This window comes from Chryseobacterium sp. R2ACT005, assembly GCF_049949215.1.
Taxonomy (GTDB): domain Bacteria; phylum Bacteroidota; class Bacteroidia; order Flavobacteriales; family Weeksellaceae; genus Chryseobacterium.
Genome location: NZ_CP188192.1, coordinates 3,368,070 through 3,384,143, shown reverse-complemented (window position 1 = coordinate 3,384,143; position 16,074 = coordinate 3,368,070). Strand labels below are relative to the sequence as shown.

Below are 16,074 nucleotides of genomic sequence, written 5' to 3'. Positions count from 1 at the left end.
GAATTAAAAAAACTTTTGATTAAAAATTAAAATTGAATCCCAGCTGCCCTCGTATTCCTGAGTAAGAAATATTTTCTACACGGTCTTTTGTACCCATATAATATCGGTTGGGTTCATTAAAAATATTGTTTAGTTCAATAAACAGGCGGACCTTCTTTGTAAGACTGTAAGAAGTGGAAAGGTCTACCGTAAAGTTTTTATCAAAATACTGATAATGATCTGCACCTGCAGCCGCTCTGATTTCGCTTACATAATTTCCTTTATAATTTCCAGCCAGACGGATCATCAGTTTACTGGTTTCATAGAACAGAATAGTATTGAAAATATGCTTGGCCTGATTTGGGATTGTGGTAGACATTGTTCCGGTCTGTTTGCCGTTTTCGTACACCGGCATATTCATTTTGGAAGAGATGTAGGTGTAATTCCCTTCAAAACCAATGTTTTTCAAGAAACCCGGTAGATTTTCAAAACGTTTGGATATTCCGAATTCAAAACCAAACAGTTTGGCTCCTTCCAGGTTTTTGGGAGCTGTAAAAGTATAAGTTCTTCCTGCGAGATCTACCACAGACTGGTCTTTGTAAATAAGATTGGTAATATCTTTATAGAATACTCCGGCTGTTATCAGATCCAGTTTTCCGAAGTAGTTCTCAAACATAAGATCAAAGTTATTTGAAAATGTAGGATCCAGTTTGGTATTTCCCTGAGTGATGGTGTTGGTAATATCATTGACAATGGTTCCTGGGTTTAGGTCATTAAAATCCGGTCTTGCAAAAGAACGGGTGTAGGCCAGTCTCAGGATGCGGTCACTGCTGATATTCCATTTCATATTCACCATAGGAAGTACTACATTATAGGTTTTATTGTCTTTAATGTCTTCCGTTTTATTGTCTTTATCAGAGATTACTTTTTTGCCCCAGAAGGTAACGTCATTATATTCATTCCTGAAACCTCCCAATACCTGAAGCTGGTCTGAAATCTTCCAGGTTCCCATCAGATATGCGGCCCATACATTTTCGGTACCTCTGTAGGAACTTGTAATATTCGAATTGCTGTCTTTACCGCTCACCTGCATCAGTCCCAGGCTGTTTTGTGTGGCAGGATTGTACATCTGGTCGATCTGCGCATTGGTAATCTGATCAATGATTACTGCATTGTAAGGATTACCCAATGGATTCATAAAACCTCCTTTGTATGGGAAACCTTCACGCTCAAGCTGGCTTAAATAGGTTACCGGAGATCCCGGAATTCCCAATGATGATTTGGGCATCCAAACCAATACAGAGCTGTCAACTATTTTATTCTTGTTGTTGTATTTTGTTCCGAATTTAATCTCAAAATTATCTGCTGCTTTATATTTGATATCAACCTGTCCTCTAAGATCCGTTTCACTGTTATGATTCTGGCTTAGGATAATCTGATTCAATTTAAGTTTATCTGCAGCTATTGCCTGCTGATTATAAGGAAGGGGATATCTTCCTGTATCACCAATACCGTCCGGAGCATCCATCGCCATATATTTTCTTCCGTCAGCAGACAGATTTCCATAGGTCATAGCTTGTGTGAAATTGATGATAGGGTAGCCTCTTTGATCTTTTTCAAGATTATCCGGCGAATCGAACTTAAACTCAGAACGCGCTTTGGATAAAGACCAATCCACCTGTATACGCTGTCCCACTTGATGATTACCTCCAAGCTGAATAGAATAAAGATCCGTAAGATAATCTGCATGACGAGCCTGAAGAAGGACATTTTTACTGTCAAAATTAAAATAGGTTTCCCTTACGGACTGACCATCTTTGTACTGGCTGTATAATGCTTTTGCATATAATTTATTCCTGCTGTCTATCTCATAATCCAAGCCTAAATTGAATCCCAGCGTTCTCCGGTTCGCCAGATAATCACGAAGCTGAAGCTGATTGATGGAATAAGAGGCTGTTTTATCTTCCAGTCCATAGTTGTAAATATTCCTCATCTGATCAATAGCTGTAGAGCGCTCCCAGATCACTGCTGAGGTAATGAATTTCAGCTTATCAGTAATTTTATTTCCATAGACAATAGACGTGTTGTAACTGGGGGATTTTGACATGTTGACATATCCGGAAGCCATACTTACAGCCAAAGTTTCCTTATTGGGTGAGGTTTTCGTGATAAAATCCACATTTCCTCCAATGGCATCCCCGTCAAGATCCGGAGTTAAAGCCTTAGACAAACGGACATTCTGAATAAGTTCCGATGGGAAGATATCCATCTGAATTCCACGGTTGGCATTGTCACCGCTGGCACTCGGCATTCTGTTGCCATTCAGAGTGGAAGCAGTCCATTGTATAGGCGTTCCTCTTACCGCTACAAAACGTCCTTCACCCATATCCCTTTCAATAGATACTCCCTGCATACGCTGTACGGCATCTGCGGCATTACGATCCGGTAGTTTCCCGATGGCATCGGCAGACAGTACTTCCGTAATTGTGTTGGAGTTTTTCTTCATGGTAATTGCTCTGGCCTGTGATGCTTTATACACACTGGTAACCACAACTTCCTGAAGGTTGTTTTCTTTAAACTTAGCTCCGAATTTAATCAAGCCAAGGTCTACTTCCTTTTTATCCGTAATGGTGAAAGGAATATAAACATTATCATATCCTTTATATTCCACAACAAGCTTATAACTGCCGTCATAAACATTATTAAGAACAAAAGAACCGTCGGTATCAGAAGTTATCTTCTGTCCGCTGTTTTCAATATAAACCAAAGCATTGGGAAGGTTTCCCTGACTGTCTACTACGGTTCCGTGAACGGTGGTTTGTGCAAAGGCCAAAGGCCCAAGAAGAAAAAATGCTGCTTTTGTTAAAAAAAGTCTTTCTCGTGACATCCTTATAAAGTTTGGTGCAAAGATGTCAGCTCCCTCAAAAGTTTTGGTTCATTTAAATTTTATGCAACTTTTTCTGTTGAGTTCGAGGTGAACTATGTTGTAAATCAATAAGTTGCTAATGTTAAATAATTGTAACTAATGAACAAGCTGAGAAGGAAGACAATCGAATTCCTTTTTAAAATATTTATAAAAAGTAGATTTGGATTTAAAACCACATTGAAATGCGATATCCGTAACACTGGCTGAAGGATCTTCTGATAGAATCTGTTTAAAATGCTGTATACGGCTTCTGTTAGTATATTCGTGAAAATTGGAATGCAGATGTTTATTAAAAGTGATGCTTAAATCCGCCTTGTTTATTTTCAGTTGACCCGAGAGCTGGTCTAAGGTAAATTCCTCATCCAAATATACATGACTCTCCTGATAGAAAGAAATAATAGCACTTTGCACAGAGTCAAAATCTATTTTTGACAGATCTTTATACTGATAGGTTTCTTTGGGAGCAGAAGAATGTGATATATTTTGCTGTTCCTGCAGTTTGTGCTGGTACGTTAAAATATAAACGTACAAAATCCACCCGAATTGAAAGAGAAACAGAAGGCTGTAGATCTTCTGATAGATCAAAGTATCCCATCCCAGTTGGTAGACCGCCCAGAACATCAATACTCCCAATAATACGTAACCAACCAGATAACGGAAATTGCCGGCTACAGGATGGGTAATATTTTTGCGGTATCTTGTCAGTAAATAAATACATAAAACAAGGCAGGCGATCCAATAATAACTGTAGTATACAAAGTAGGATTTATAAGATGTGATGGCCAGATCTGCCCAGGAAAGGTCAAGCATCTTTGCAGAAAGTGCAATGGCATGATGAATAACAACCAATGTTAGCGGAACAATCAGGTATTTAAGCTTGTCTCTCCATTTTGCATGAATTAAATGGGTAGTAATATAAAGAAAAATGAGCCCTTTAAAAACACGAAGGCTTCCCGGAATTTCATACAAAACAGATTCATAACCGAATTTTTGAATGATGAAATATTCATATCCCATATCCAGTGTGACCACTCCGATATACAATAGCAGCATATTCAGTACAGATTCCCTGTTTTTGATGAGAAATATAAGCAGAGTAAGGGTGATAAGTGCCTGTAGTACAACTACCATAATGATATATAACATGATAACTGATATTTTACCAAAATTATAGATAATATAGGCATGGCATCTTTAACAAATTATTAAATATCAACTTATAAAAACAGACAATAATTAAGATATAGATACTGACAGGTATTTTTCCGGTTTTGTATATTGAGCGGATATTGTTATTTTAGCTAGTAAGCATAATTCGGATGTCAAAAAAGAAAATTTATTCTTACAGATTCAATGTCCGTTTTAATATAACCCATCACTGATACCATATTATTCATGAAAAAACAATTTCAAAACTGGACTCTCTTTTTTATTGCAGGAATCATTGCAATTATTGGCGGGTTGATTGGTTCTATTATTTTAATGACAGGAGTGTCTGCTGCTGATGGATTATTCGGAATGTATATTCTGTTTAGCCTGCTTCCCATATTGCTTGTGATTATTATAGACCGGATTCTCGTATGGAAATTCGGAAATAAAAACGTCAATAAAGTTCAGTTTTCAATACTGCTGTTGATCATACTCTTATGGCTTGTAAGGTTTGTGGTGAATCTGATTATATAAATTACTCCTATGAACAAATTGTTGCTATTCTGTATTATCATGATCTCTGCTGTGTACTTTGCGCAGCCTTTTACCCTGAAATCTACAGGAGAAGCGAAAGAGTTCAGCCTCACACTTTATTACGGAGCGCAAGGCAAAGGAGCTTTTGTGCAGTACTCAGGGAAGAAAGAAATCATTCCTTTACAAGTAAAAAGCTTTAAAGTTGATACTGACGGGAGAAGTGACGGACAGCCGGATATCGAGTATTACGTCTGGAATGAGATGGTTGGAGGGAAAATAAATGGAGTATACAAGTTTGAAATCATGCAACATCAGGCTTCAAACATTAGCTATACAAGAGGAAAGGATAACAGAAAGTTTACGCTGGAAATGGTTGAAGATGAAAAAAAGTACGACGGAAGTGGCAAATATCTTCTGCATGGGGCTTTACTTTCGTTTAATCATTTTTATAATAATAACCTCACCATTACTTATTCTGACGGGAAAAAGACGGTTATAGAACTTCCGGCTCCTGATAAACCTTCTTTTGTCAGACAGAGCATTATAGAGGATTATAACTTTGATGGCTATGATGATATCGCATTCTCTGTTCCTGATGAAGGCATGGGTGTTTACAGGATGTTTGATATTTATCTGTACAATCCTGGAAGCAAACGTTTTGAAAAACTTAAAGAGCCGGCTTATTCCCGTTCAAGCTGCTCCTGCCTTTGTGATGTGACTATAGAAAAAGATAAGAAGCTTTTAAAAACAGGATGCAGAGGGGGAGCAAGATGGCATCAGGATGTCTACCGCTTCGTTAAAAACGGGATCTTAGAATGGATTGCCACAAAAGAACAGACGGAAGAATAATGTTTTTGTTCAACGTTTGAAAACACCTTTAAATCTATATTTTTATAAAACCTTTACGCTATAACTCCTCATTTACAGTGATAAAGCCTCCGTTTTTTTACGGTATTTTTAATAATGTCTTTTGTGTTTCAATTTTAGGTCTGATATTTGTACTGGGTAGCCAAACTAAATGGCCGATTTATTTATGAAAAACATATCTGTGAAAAAATCCTTTCTTTATGCATGTTTGTGCGCAGTTTTTCTTGTTTCCTGTAAAAAAGAAATAGACAAAATAAGCGATACTTTTAAAGATACCGTGTCTGCTTCGGAGACCCCGGAGGTAGAAAAGGATTCTATAAAGAAAGATTCTGTTCCTGTAGTAAAGAAAGAATCTGTTCCACCTGTAATGCAGGAAAATGGTTTTTATAATGCTTTTGTTCTTCCAAAGGATAAAAAAATGCGTGACTCTATCTATGCTGAATACAGTAAGAAATACAGTGTAGAAGAACGTACAGCTATTTTAGCTTTAAACAGACTGGACTCTAAAAGTAAATGGAATGCCGATACACTGGTAGTTCCAGCGAAAATAGATACAACATTAATGGCGTATTCACCATTCCCAATGCAGTTAGATGTATTAAGCGGAGTGAAAAAGTTCGTTATTTTCTCTTATCCTATACAGGCTTTTGCGGTATATTCCAATGGAAGTCTTGTGAAATGGGGACCTACAAGTATGGGGAAAAAAGCTGCACAGACAACAAGAGGGCTTACTTTTGCGAACTGGAAAAAGAAGCTGGCAATTTCCACAGTGAGCACAGAATGGAAGCTTCCCTATAATTTCAATATTCACAATATAGGAGGGATCGGATGGCATGAATATACGCTTCCGGGATATCCTGCCTCACACTCATGTCTTCGATTGCTGAGGAAAGATGCCCAATGGCTGTATTCTTATGCAGATACCTGGATACTGAATCCTGGAGGTGCTACGACTAAGGCCAAAGGTACAGCAGTAATGGTATTCGGAGATTATAAATGGGGTGGAAGAAAACCATGGAGAAAGCTTTTAGAAGATCCTAATGCCAACAATATATCCGTTGAAGAACTTACCAAGCTCCTTGAACCGGAGGTTCCGAAAATGCTGAAAGAACAAAGCAACAGAGAAAAAGTAGCGGATTCTATCAAAACGGCAAAAGCAATGGCCACACCTATTCAGAACGAAAAGCCTGAAGAATCCCCGTCTAATTAATTTTCTTTTCAAACTGCAGAGTAGATTCTTCAGCAAACCTTCTCAGCTTAAGCATTTCATCTTTACCTTTATGCTGCCCAAATCTTGCAGCGATATAAGTAAGAAGAATAAAAAATAACATGATAAAAGAAGCGCTCAGTGCCCAAGGGTATTCAGCGCTTTTTATTTGCTTCTCTACGTAATACATAGTGAAGAAAGTCATCCAGAGAATAGAAAAAGTAAAATACAGGAACATGAAGAATGTCCACACCGCAGAGCTGGGACCAAATACTCCGCGTATTGCCGTATGCTCATCTTCCATTTCTACCCTTAGTGCAAGGCAGGGTTTCCAGTAGTTGTCATATTTTGTTTTTATCCAGATGGTAGCAACTTCTCTATTGATATTACCTGAAAACTCATCTTTATGCTCTTCCATATACTTTTTCAGATTTTCAGCGTACTCTTCCTTGGTGAGATGAGTAAACATTTTAAATCTTGGCCGGGTTCTTATTCTGTCTAAGGTGCTTTCTTCAGTATTCATATTTTTATTCTTGATATGGAATGGGATCCTCCAAAGCGAAACTCAACGTCAGTTTTTGATTTTTCCTTTCAATAACCATGTTGATATTTCTTCCTTCATTTGATTTCATGAGTTCTACAATTTTTTCCAGAGTCATATCTGATGTTCGTTCTCCATTGATGCTTATAATTTTGTCATCTTTTTGTAAACCGGCTTCATAAGCGGGAGAATCTTTTCTTACTCCTGCAATGGAAAATATAGGTTTCAAACTGAATTTATATTGAAAAGCATCTTTATAAACTTCATTTACTACGGTAGCTGATTTTTGGGTTTCAATTTTTAGCCTGTCTTCCTGCCATTCTAATCCGTCCTGTTTGAAGTCCAGACCGCTCATATTAAAATGAAAAGGATCATCAAAATATCTGTTTTTTCTCAAATATAGCTTTTGGTTGGGATAATCAAAAATTACAGTAAATCTTCGCATAATTTCGCTTCCCACAGAACCCTTTCTGCTTTCCACTAAATTAACGTGTTGGATAGAAAATTCATCAGGCATAGCGGTAAGAGGTTTTTCAAATTTGAACTTTCCAAGATAAAAATTATGAATACGGCTTCTTTTACCATAAATATCTCCATTGAAACCACGGCCCAGAAAATCATCAATATTAGGCCTGTTGTAGACGAAATTTTTAATAAGAGTGGGGAAGAGCCAGATCGCATCACTGTTTCCAAGGTCAATCAAAAGTTTCGAATCCTTCTTTTCATTTGTCATTTCCACACCGGCATATAGATAAGGTTTGTCTTTTTCAATTGTGATTGGAAACTCTTCAAATCTTTTGGTTTTCTTGTTTAGAAGATCAGCACTTTCATAAACTGTTATTTTCTTTGAGGCATAATCAATGTAAATAGGATGATCTTTAAAAAAATGATATCCAATAACTCCATTTACAGGAATTCCTACGTGAGGTGAAATATTAAATTCTTCATCAATAATAATATATAGAGACATAGAGGTATTAACTATGACATCACCTATTTTACCTATATTACGCTCGGATTTTAAGCCATCAATACTTAAACTTCCCCCAAGACCTGAAAATTTGACTTTTTCAACATTACTCAGTTTCAGTTCTTTATTTTCCAGACTGAAAAGAATAGTCTCTGAAACTCCCGTATCCAGCAAAAAGGTAAGTTCCGCACCATTGACATTGATAGGAATAAAAATAAGATTGTTGATAAACTGAAAAGGAATCACCGCTTTTTTCGTATTAATCAGCTCAAAAGAGTTCTGGGCATTTATAAAAATGCTTAGAAATAATCCCAGTAAAAGCAATTTAAATTTCATTTACTGAATTTACTGAAATTATCTATATGATAATAAAAAAACATTCCAAAAGCAGGAATGTTTGTGTAAACTACAATGAAGTAGTGTTTTTTGTTGAATTTATTTCAAATTGGGTCTTGATTATTTGGAGAAGAATTCCATCAGATCCATATAATTCTTCTGATTGACACCATGTCCGCTCATATATTCTCTGAAAGTGAAATAACAGCTGAGATCATACAGAAGGTCAGCCGCTTTTCGTCCCCATTCAAGTGGAATCACAGCATCATCGGAACCATGTGAAATGAAAAAACGAAGTCCTTCCAGTTTCTTTTTATCTTTTACAATACCATCCAGAATTTTATCTTCAGGATAACTGCTTAGACAGGCAACATAATTGAATAATTCAGGGTGTTTTAAAGCCAAAGCATAGCACAAAATTCCTCCCTGGCTGAAACCGCACAGATGAGTTTTACTTTCTGTAAGTCCATAATGGTTGATGATCTTAAGCATGCTTTCCAATACGGCATTTAAAGATTCCTTTGCCTGAGGAACATCAATAAAATTTTCGGGATCGTTGAAATTAATATCATACCAGGAATATCCTTCAAATTGAGTATCATGTGGAGCTCTGAAACTTACAATGATCCAGTCATTGGGAAGTGTTTCCCTGAAGCTGAAAAGATCTTGCTCATTACTGCCGTAGCCATGAAGCATAAAAAGAATAGGGGTATTGGAGGTAATATTTTCCGGCTCTCTTACTAGATAATCTAAATTCATAGAGCAAAGATAATTAAATTACATTCAGAATCTTAACTTTTATTATTCATACAATGAACTTTGACAGGATGATGCTTTATGTGTAAGGATTGTTTCTTTGAAGTGTATTTTTGGGCTTTAGAGACAGATTTTTATTTTTGTTGATTTGATATTATTTAGAAATTTTTGTTAGAAAATTTTCATAAAAGTTATTTTTATATTAATAAAAAACTTATATTTGAAACATTAAAAAATCTATTTGGAGAAATGAAGCAATTTTACAATTCAAAAAGTTTACTTAGACTTTCTTTTTTATTCGTTTTATTATTTTCTGTAATTACCGTTGTTAGTTCTTGTAAAAAAGATGACGATGAAGAATTTAAGGATCATGTGGTTCAGTTTGAAGTGAAAACCACTACAGGAGGAAACATTATAAGTGTTGTAACACAAGTGGGCACAGCTCAGAACACGATATACAATACTCCACAGTCACCGGTAACTTCACCATGGACAAGTGGGGAATTCTTTGTGAACTCCAGCCAGGCACAGTTGAATCTTGATGCTAACGCGTCAATGCCGGATGATAATTCTGAGTTAACGATCAATCTTTATATAGATGGAGAAGTTGCAAGAACTGTTAAGAAAAAAGGAAAAGGAGTATTAGTTGCTTCTATCGATTACAGTTTCTTAGAACCATAAAATAATACAGTATTTATATACAAAAAACCGCTCTAAGAGCGGTTTTTTTATTTTTCAATCAATTGTTGCTGTACTGCAAGATTGATCAATTCTGTTGAGTTCTTTGCATGGAATTTCTGAAGCAGATTCTTACGGTGGGTGTCTACAGTAAGCGGACTTAAGAACAGCTCTTCGGCAATCATATTACTTGTTTTCCCCTGTGCTACCATCTGCAGGATTTGTTTTTCTCTTTTGGTAAGCCGCGGCATTGGAAGATCATGCTGAGATGGACGGCTGATAATCTGTTTTGTCTCATTGCAGAAAACAATGTCTCCGGAAAGAGCCCCTTTGATGCATATGACGAGTTCATCAATAGAAGTATTCTTGAGAAGATAACCACTCGCCCCGTTTTGTATAGACTGCATGATGATACTCCGCTCAGAGCGGTTACTGAACATAATCACTGAGGTATTCGGGGATATTTTCTTTATTTCTCTGCAGAGTTCCGTGCCGTTGCTATCAGGTAGCGTAATATCAAGGAGAATAATATCTACCATTTCTGATTGGATAAAATTGATGGTTTCTGCACCAGTCGTAAAACTTCCTGCTACGTTAAAAACGGGCTGGCTGTTTAGCATCATTCTAAGGCCTTCAATGACAATAGGATGGTCGTCTGCGATGATGATATTTATTTTCTCATTCTCCATGGATGTTGAGTTCTATATTAATGGTAGTTCCCTGATCATCAGAATGTATTTCCATTGTTCCTTTCAGGTAATTGACCCTGTTTTTCAGGTTACGAAGTCCCATACTTTTGGTGGTGTTTTCTATATTTTTATCAAAACCTTTTCCGTTGTCTTCAATCGTGATCATAAAATTTTCGCCGGATTGTGAGCATTGAAGTAAGATGCTGCTGGCTTCTGCATGTTTTATGGCATTGGCCAATAATTCCTGTACAATTCTGTAAATATTAAGCTGAATATTTAAAGGCAGTTTTTTACTAATATCTATAGCCTGAAAATCAATTTCGAGGTTTTTTCTGCTGTAAAATTCACACAAATCATGTATGGCTGTTTCCAAACCAAAATTAAGCAATGATTCAGGCATTAAATTTCTGGCTACATGCCGGAGCTCACTCACGGAGTTGTCCAGCTGGCTTAAGATTTTATAAAATTCCTGATCCTTTTCAGGGTGAAGATGAGTGGAAGACCATGTAGAAAAATTGATTTTAACCCCCGCAAGCATTCCGCCCAAACCATCATGAAGATCTCTTGCAATACGCTCTCTTTCTCTTTCTTCCCCATCAAGAATAGCTTTGGTAAGGGATAATTCTTCCTTTTGTTTAATGTCTTCTATTTTCTGCTTGTTTATTTTTTTATTTTTTCTGAAAATGATAAAAAGAAAGCCCAGAAGACTTAATGCCAGCAATAAAACAAGACCCATTCCCCATAAATAAGAGTTCTTCTTGCTTACCTCCAGATCCTTTTGATTTTTTTCAGCATTTAAAGTCGCTATTTTTCTTTCCTTTTCAGCGGTATTGAACTTGGATTCGAGTTTGTTGATTTCAAGCTTTACATTCTCGGTATTCAGGCTGTCATTAAGTTTAGAATATTTTTGTTCCCATAGAAGTGCTTCTTTGGTATTTCCTGTTTCCTCATTGAGTAAAGAAAGTTGCTTATAAAAAGTTTTTCTGTTGTTAAGATCAATAGCTAAGGACTTTTCCGTTAAAACATCCTCTAAAGTAATCTTAGCTTCCTTATATCTTTTAAGTTTCTTTAAAATATCATACTTGTTGAAATAAAACATCTGAGCCAGAAGATTCTGATTGAATTTTTTTGCATAAAAAATCCCTTTTTCTATCACCGGGAGTGCTTCTTCATTTTTTTGCCGCGTAATATAGAAAAGTGTTTTACTGTAATAATAGAATGCATTAGATGAAGACTCCGGATAAGGACGGATGAGTTGTTCTGCTTTATGTAAGAACTTTTCAGCTTCATCTCCATTGGCCTGATAGCAGAAATTGTTGGCAGAGTTGAGGTACGTGAAAAATAATTCAGCAGACTGCGGATATTGTTTCTCAAGAATTTTCAATGCTTTATTATTGTAATCTTCCGCCTTTTTAAACTGTGCATTATATGTAAGGATCACCGCAAGCTGAGTGTATAAAAAACCTAAATTCCTGCTGTTTTCATATTTTTCAACCAGAGGAATACTTTTTTCAAGCATGATTTTGACTAAAGGAATATATCCCTCTTTATCTTTTTGGGTAACTCCATAGCTGTACCAGGCCAGTGCCTGGAAAAAATCGGATTCTTCATTTTTAAATTTAGATAAAGATTTGATAGCCTGCTGATAAGAAAGACCTGCTTTCCTTTTGTTTCTGTCAAGGTTATATTGTCCCTCGTAATAATAATATTTAGCTGAAAAGAAAGGATTGTTTCGGGCCTGTATCTTCCCATTTTCAAGATGTTTTTTACTCAAAACAGAATCACTATTTCTATAATAATTAGATAAAAGAAAAAATGCAGTTGCTTTTGACGTATTCGGAAGATTTCCCTGTGTAATGCTTTGTAAGCTGTCTATATAAGATTTCTCATTAAGTGGAATAATTTGCTGGGATTGCAATTTAAAAAATAAGAATAGGCTTAATAGGACAAGTAATCTCTTCATTATGGATCAATTCTGAAAATATTTTTTTAAACGCTCAATTTAATTAAAAATTTTAGCATAAAAAATACCTGAATTTAGGTAGAAAAAATTACTGATTTTTCAGGATTGATAGACATAAGTGATGCTCATAGCTTTGCAGATATCAAATCATGAATCATAGAATATTTAATATAGTAACTAAAATTTAAACAAAAAGATTATGAAAAAAATGAGAATGAATCAGCTGTTAAGAGGCGCATTTGTTGCAGTAATAGCAGTAATGCTTATTGGATTTACAGCTTCATGCAGTAATGATGATGATGACAACAATGTGAATGGAGCAGGGAAAAGTCATAAAGTGGTTTTTAAAGCAATCACTTCATCAGGAAGTAATATTGATGTAGCGGTGTACGGAATTGACGGTAACCCTACTACAGCATCAAGTCTGAGCGGATCAACATGGAGCAGCCCTGAAGTAACATCAGAATCAGGAGCATACAGTGCCAATGTTGCCGTAAACGCTATCGGGGCAGACGGTTCTGCTACTTTGAAGGTTCAGATCTGGGTAGACGGAGAACTGAAGAAAGAAGGAACTTCCAGCGGACAGTATTTATCAGCTTCTACAAGCTATACATTTTAATATCAAATTTTTAGGACATAAAACAGGCGCTGAGATTCATCTCAGCGCCTGTTTTTATTTTTATATGGTATTTAAGATTAGCCTACCTTAACAATAAAGTAGCTTTTCTTACCTTTTTGGAGCAATAGGAATTTACCGTCAATAAGATCGGCTTCATTGGCTGTAAAAGTGTCATTCACTTTTTGCTTGTTGACAGAGATCGCATTTCCTTTAATTTCTCTTTGAGCTTCACTTTTAGATTTTAGGAATCCTGATTTTTCAGAAAGAAGATCGATAATATTCACTCCTAAAACATCAGTTTTTGCAATTTCTTTCTGAGGAACTCCATCAAAAACTTCAAGGAATATTTCCTCATCAAGACTTACCAGATCTTCAGCAGTAGAACGCCCGAAAAGAATTTCAGAAGCTTTCAGTGCTTTTTCATATTCTTCTCTTCCATGTACCCAAACTGTTACCTCTTCAGCAAGTTTCTTTTGTAGTTTTCTTTCGTGTGGCGCTGTTTTATGCTCTTCAATCAAAGCTTCAATTTCTTCTTTTCCAAGGAAAGTGTAGAATTTGATAAATCTTTCAGCATCATCATCAGTAGCATTCAGCCAGAACTGGTAAAATTTATAAGGAGACGTTTTCTTTTTATCCAGCCAATAGTTTTCTCCGCTTTCAGATTTTCCGAATTTAGAGCCATCAGCTTTTGTAATCAAAGGAACCGTTAATGCAAAAGCTTCACCCTGAGCTTTTCTACGGATCAATTCTGTTCCTGTAGTGATATTCCCCCACTGGTCAGAACCTCCCATCTGTAGCTTTACATTGTTGTTTTGGTATAGGTGAAGGAAATCATATCCCTGAATTAACTGGTAGGTAAATTCTGTAAAACTCATTCCGTCAACACCTGCATCTCCTGAAAGTCTTTTCTTTACAGAATCTTTAGCCATCATATAGTTGACTGTGATGTTTTTCCCTACATTTTTAGCAAAATCAAGGAAAGAAATATTCTTCATCCAGTCATAGTTGTTCACCAATTCAGCTTTATTGGGTCCATTTCCATCAAAATTTAAGAATTTTGAAAGCTGGTTCTTTAAACAATCAACGTAGTGTAAAAGAGTTTCTTCATCCAGAAGATTTCTTTCAGCCGATTTCCCGGAAGGGTCACCAATCATACCTGTAGCGCCTCCTACCAAAGCAATCGGTTTGTGGCCATGCTGCTGGAAGTGAGCTAAAATTTTTATCTGGATAAGACTTCCGATATGTAAAGAATCGGCAGTAGGATCAAAACCAATATATGCAGTAGTTACCTCTTTATTCAGTTGTTCATCGGTTCCTGGCATCATATCGGCAAATAGACCACGCCATTTCAGTTCTTCTATAAAGGAATTCATTGATTGTTAACTTTAAAATTTTAAGAAGCAAAGATAGTAAATTCAGAAGGAAGAGAAAAAAGGAGAAACAGCAAATAAGCAAATTAATAAAAACCTGAAAATGCTTTGGTGGTAACTTTGGAAGCAAAGGTAGATTCACTGTTTTCCCTTTTGCAATTATGCCCCAAATACGCTATATTTGTTAGTAATGAACGACGAACAGCTATTCCTGCTCATACAAAAGGCCAAGGATAAAGACCAGAAGGCCCAAACTAAACTCATCAATGTTTTTTGGGTGGATGTTTTCTCTTTTGTAATGAAAAAGGTAAGGGATGAAAACGATGCCGATGAAATTACCGTAAATGTTTTTTCAAAAGTATTGTCGAAACTGGATATGTTTGATCCTCATTTTCAGTTTAAAACCTGGATATTGACCATTGCCCAGAATACCGTTATCGATTTCTGGAGGAAAAAGAACCGTGAGAATGAAGATGCTGTCGAAAATCTTGATGAGGTTAAAAACCAATATGCAAAATCTCCGGAAGAACTTCTGATTTCTGAAGAAGAACAGAAGAAAATCATCAAAACCATAGAATCCCTGGATGCCAACTATCAGGATATTATCAAGTTGAGGTTTTTTGAAGAAAAAAGCATCAAAGAAATTGCTGAAGAGCTGGGGATTTCCGTTGCCAATACCAAAGTACGGGTAATGCGTGCTAAAAAAGTCTTAGCTGAGCTCTTGAAGAATAATGAGTTTGATGATAATTAAGTTCAATAATACTATTCAATAGAAGCGGGCTTTAGCCCGTTTACTGAAAAAAAAAATTTCAAAATCGGCTTTAGCCAAAATATAAATCTTATAATTTAGTTTAAAAATAAACTTCTTCTTTTGTTTTAGGAAGAATTATTTTTTGTTGTTTTTCCTGATTTCTGTTTTGAAGATTGATCTTGAGTCCTTTTTTAATATAAGTTTCCTTTAAGGATTTACCATATTCAGCTACATTTTCAACTTCTTTTGAATAGTTTAGCTGCCCCGTTGAAAGGTTGAAATCTACATCTTTCCAGTAATCTCCCGGCCTTCCTGAAGTGGAGGATGTTCCTATTAATTCAAAATGCCCGTTTTGAAATCTATATTTATCTGTGACATCCCACTTCCAGCTGCTTCCGCCATTTTGAGAAATAACCAGAATTCCTTTTTCTATTTTAGTTTCTCTATAAGGATCACCCATCATACCTCCACCATTGCTTTCCATAACAGCGTTTCTCGATTTTTCCAGGACAGTCCATGCTCCTCCAACTTTCTTCAGGATCTGAATTTCGCGGATGTTTCCCATATCAGTTGTATCCTTTGTATTGTAAATAATTACTTTTTCAGGAATTTTATCACCATCAAGATCTCCGTCTACTGTTTCAAGAAGAGTAGAACCTGCTGGCTGAAATTGTTTTTGAGCAAGACAGAATGTTCCGGCTGCCATACATAAAATAAAGACTATTTTTCTCATAAGGAA

The 16,074-nt window shown here is 36.1% G+C and carries 15 protein-coding genes; 6 read left to right on the top strand and 9 right to left on the bottom strand.

Annotation, left to right across the window (positions count from 1 at the left end):
* Positions 1-19 precede the first annotated feature (19 nt).
* Both ACPF63_RS15440 and ACPF63_RS15435 read right to left on the bottom strand, forming a co-directional pair.
* A complete protein-coding gene (locus ACPF63_RS15440; protein ID WP_426480515.1) occupies positions 20-2,866 on the bottom strand; it encodes a TonB-dependent receptor in 2,847 nt (948 codons plus the stop codon).
* Between the two features lie 135 nt (positions 2,867-3,001).
* On the bottom strand, positions 3,002-4,051 hold the full coding sequence (locus ACPF63_RS15435; RefSeq protein WP_426480514.1) for a helix-turn-helix domain-containing protein: 1,050 nt from the start codon (positions 4,049-4,051) through the stop codon (positions 3,002-3,004).
* Positions 4,052-4,300: 249 nt separating this feature from the next.
* Between ACPF63_RS15435 and ACPF63_RS15430 the strand changes: the two genes are divergently transcribed.
* The 3 genes from ACPF63_RS15430 to ACPF63_RS15420 all read left to right on the top strand — a co-directional run bounded on the left by ACPF63_RS15430 (position 4,301) and on the right by ACPF63_RS15420 (position 6,665).
* The gene (locus tag ACPF63_RS15430; RefSeq protein ID WP_426480513.1) at positions 4,301-4,588 is read left to right on the top strand and encodes a hypothetical protein; all 288 of its coding nucleotides are present in this window, start codon (positions 4,301-4,303) and stop codon (positions 4,586-4,588) included.
* 9 nt (positions 4,589-4,597) lie between these two features.
* Complete coding sequence (locus tag ACPF63_RS15425) at positions 4,598-5,437, top strand: XAC2610-related protein (RefSeq protein ID WP_426480512.1); 840 nt, start codon at positions 4,598-4,600, stop codon at positions 5,435-5,437.
* A 184-nt stretch (positions 5,438-5,621) separates the two neighbouring features.
* Positions 5,622-6,665 carry a L,D-transpeptidase gene (locus ACPF63_RS15420; RefSeq protein WP_175627221.1) on the top strand — a complete coding sequence of 348 codons (1,044 nt, stop codon included), beginning with the start codon at positions 5,622-5,624 and terminating at the stop codon, positions 6,663-6,665.
* Here the strand turns inward: ACPF63_RS15420 and ACPF63_RS15415 are convergent.
* From ACPF63_RS15415 to ACPF63_RS15405, 3 genes are all read right to left on the bottom strand, one after another.
* Positions 6,658-7,185 carry a hypothetical protein gene (locus ACPF63_RS15415; RefSeq protein ID WP_180565320.1) on the bottom strand — a complete coding sequence of 176 codons (528 nt, stop codon included), beginning with the start codon at positions 7,183-7,185 and terminating at the stop codon, positions 6,658-6,660. The genes ACPF63_RS15420 and ACPF63_RS15415 overlap by 8 nt on opposite strands.
* A 4-nt stretch (positions 7,186-7,189) precedes the next feature.
* Positions 7,190-8,509 carry a PDZ domain-containing protein gene (locus ACPF63_RS15410; RefSeq protein WP_426480511.1) on the bottom strand — a complete coding sequence of 440 codons (1,320 nt, stop codon included), beginning with the start codon at positions 8,507-8,509 and terminating at the stop codon, positions 7,190-7,192.
* Between the two features lie 120 nt (positions 8,510-8,629).
* Positions 8,630-9,268 carry an alpha/beta hydrolase gene (locus ACPF63_RS15405; RefSeq protein ID WP_426480510.1) on the bottom strand — a complete coding sequence of 213 codons (639 nt, stop codon included), beginning with the start codon at positions 9,266-9,268 and terminating at the stop codon, positions 8,630-8,632.
* 246 nt (positions 9,269-9,514) lie between these two features.
* Between ACPF63_RS15405 and ACPF63_RS15400 the strand changes: the two genes are divergently transcribed.
* Positions 9,515-9,946 carry a hypothetical protein gene (locus tag ACPF63_RS15400; RefSeq protein WP_264518604.1) on the top strand — a complete coding sequence of 144 codons (432 nt, stop codon included), beginning with the start codon at positions 9,515-9,517 and terminating at the stop codon, positions 9,944-9,946.
* A gap of 47 nt (positions 9,947-9,993) precedes the next feature.
* On the opposite strand, the gene ACPF63_RS15395 is transcribed toward ACPF63_RS15400, so the two are convergent.
* Complete coding sequence (locus ACPF63_RS15395) at positions 9,994-10,632, bottom strand: response regulator transcription factor (protein ID WP_077415637.1); 639 nt, start codon at positions 10,630-10,632, stop codon at positions 9,994-9,996.
* A complete protein-coding gene (locus ACPF63_RS15390) occupies positions 10,622-12,595 on the bottom strand; it encodes a tetratricopeptide repeat-containing sensor histidine kinase (protein ID WP_426480509.1) in 1,974 nt (657 codons plus the stop codon). The genes ACPF63_RS15395 and ACPF63_RS15390 overlap by 11 nt, the downstream gene beginning before the upstream one ends.
* A gap of 199 nt (positions 12,596-12,794) precedes the next feature.
* Between ACPF63_RS15390 and ACPF63_RS15385 the strand changes: the two genes are divergently transcribed.
* Positions 12,795-13,214, top strand: coding sequence for a hypothetical protein (locus ACPF63_RS15385; protein ID WP_426480508.1), 420 nt, complete (start codon positions 12,795-12,797; stop codon positions 13,212-13,214).
* Between the two features lie 77 nt (positions 13,215-13,291).
* On the opposite strand, the gene tyrS is transcribed toward ACPF63_RS15385, so the two are convergent.
* Entirely contained in the window at positions 13,292-14,587 is a 1,296-nt protein-coding gene (gene tyrS / locus ACPF63_RS15380) for a tyrosine--tRNA ligase (RefSeq protein ID WP_426480507.1), read from the bottom strand.
* A gap of 187 nt (positions 14,588-14,774) precedes the next feature.
* On the opposite strand from tyrS, the gene ACPF63_RS15375 reads away from it, so the two are divergent.
* On the top strand, positions 14,775-15,335 hold the full coding sequence (locus ACPF63_RS15375; protein ID WP_047420407.1) for an RNA polymerase sigma factor: 561 nt from the start codon (positions 14,775-14,777) through the stop codon (positions 15,333-15,335).
* 100 nt (positions 15,336-15,435) lie between these two features.
* Here the strand turns inward: ACPF63_RS15375 and ACPF63_RS15370 are convergent, their stop codons facing one another.
* Complete coding sequence (locus ACPF63_RS15370) at positions 15,436-16,068, bottom strand: hypothetical protein (protein WP_426480506.1); 633 nt, start codon at positions 16,066-16,068, stop codon at positions 15,436-15,438.
* Positions 16,069-16,074 lie beyond the last annotated feature (6 nt).

Excerpts from the sequence above, each read along its gene's own strand:
- ACPF63_RS15415 (WP_180565320.1), bottom strand. The coding sequence starts at position 7,185 with ATGAATACTGAAGAAAGCACCTTAGACAGAATAAGAACCCGGCCAAGA.
- tyrS (WP_426480507.1), bottom strand. The coding sequence starts at position 14,587 with ATGAATTCCTTTATAGAAGAACTGAAATGGCGTGGTCTATTTGCCGAT.
- ACPF63_RS15420 (WP_175627221.1), top strand. The coding sequence starts at position 5,622 with ATGAAAAACATATCTGTGAAAAAATCCTTTCTTTATGCATGTTTGTGC.
- ACPF63_RS15425 (WP_426480512.1), top strand. The coding sequence starts at position 4,598 with ATGAACAAATTGTTGCTATTCTGTATTATCATGATCTCTGCTGTGTAC.
- ACPF63_RS15430 (WP_426480513.1), top strand. The coding sequence starts at position 4,301 with ATGAAAAAACAATTTCAAAACTGGACTCTCTTTTTTATTGCAGGAATC.
- ACPF63_RS15385 (WP_426480508.1), top strand. The coding sequence starts at position 12,795 with ATGAAAAAAATGAGAATGAATCAGCTGTTAAGAGGCGCATTTGTTGCA.
- ACPF63_RS15440 (WP_426480515.1), bottom strand. The coding sequence starts at position 2,866 with ATGTCACGAGAAAGACTTTTTTTAACAAAAGCAGCATTTTTTCTTCTT.
- ACPF63_RS15435 (WP_426480514.1), bottom strand. The coding sequence starts at position 4,051 with ATGTTATATATCATTATGGTAGTTGTACTACAGGCACTTATCACCCTT.
- ACPF63_RS15405 (WP_426480510.1), bottom strand. The coding sequence starts at position 9,268 with ATGAATTTAGATTATCTAGTAAGAGAGCCGGAAAATATTACCTCCAAT.
- ACPF63_RS15370 (WP_426480506.1), bottom strand. The coding sequence starts at position 16,068 with ATGAGAAAAATAGTCTTTATTTTATGTATGGCAGCCGGAACATTCTGT.
- ACPF63_RS15375 (WP_047420407.1), top strand. The coding sequence starts at position 14,775 with ATGAACGACGAACAGCTATTCCTGCTCATACAAAAGGCCAAGGATAAA.
- ACPF63_RS15390 (WP_426480509.1), bottom strand. The coding sequence starts at position 12,595 with ATGAAGAGATTACTTGTCCTATTAAGCCTATTCTTATTTTTTAAATTG.
- ACPF63_RS15410 (WP_426480511.1), bottom strand. The coding sequence starts at position 8,509 with ATGAAATTTAAATTGCTTTTACTGGGATTATTTCTAAGCATTTTTATA.
- ACPF63_RS15395 (WP_077415637.1), bottom strand. The coding sequence starts at position 10,632 with ATGGAGAATGAGAAAATAAATATCATCATCGCAGACGACCATCCTATT.
- ACPF63_RS15400 (WP_264518604.1), top strand. The coding sequence starts at position 9,515 with ATGAAGCAATTTTACAATTCAAAAAGTTTACTTAGACTTTCTTTTTTA.